Raw genomic sequence first — 515 nt, 5'->3', positions numbered from 1 at the left:
ACAAGCAGCAGGAACAACATTTGAGATACCACCAGCAGGTATTCCAGAAGGCTGGACAGCGGAAGTAGATCCAGATAATGGAACAGTAACAGTAACGCCACCGGCGGATGCGACACCAGGAACATCAGTAGATATTCCAGTGAAGGTAACATATCCAGATGGATCAAGTGAGGAAACACCAGTCAAAGTAACAGTAGATACACCAGATAGTGGTAACCACGATCCAGGATACGAAGAAGGACATACAAAACCGAACGTACCAGTGGAAGTGCCACAAACGAAAGATCCAAATGTACCACCAGGAACAACATTTGAGATACCACCAGCAGGTATTCCAGAAGGCTGGACAGCGGAAGTAGATCCAGATAATGGAACAGTAACAGTAACGCCACCGGCGGATGCGACACCAGGAACATCAGTAGATATTCCAGTGAAGGTAACATATCCGGACGGATCAAGTGAGGAAACACCAGTCAAAGTAACAGTAGATACACCAGATAGTGGTAACCACGATC

The 515-nt window shown here is 46.6% G+C and carries 1 protein-coding gene; it reads left to right on the top strand.

Going from position 1 to position 515, the window contains the following annotated elements; translation table 11 throughout:
• On the top strand, positions 1-515 hold a 515-nt coding region (locus BJK46_RS12250), incomplete at both ends, for a YPDG domain-containing protein (RefSeq protein WP_201797218.1).

The sequence above is a fragment of the Staphylococcus pseudintermedius genome, from assembly GCF_001792775.2.
GTDB lineage: Bacteria > Bacillota > Bacilli > Staphylococcales > Staphylococcaceae > Staphylococcus > Staphylococcus pseudintermedius.
This window is presented reverse-complemented; position numbering and strand designations above follow the sequence as displayed.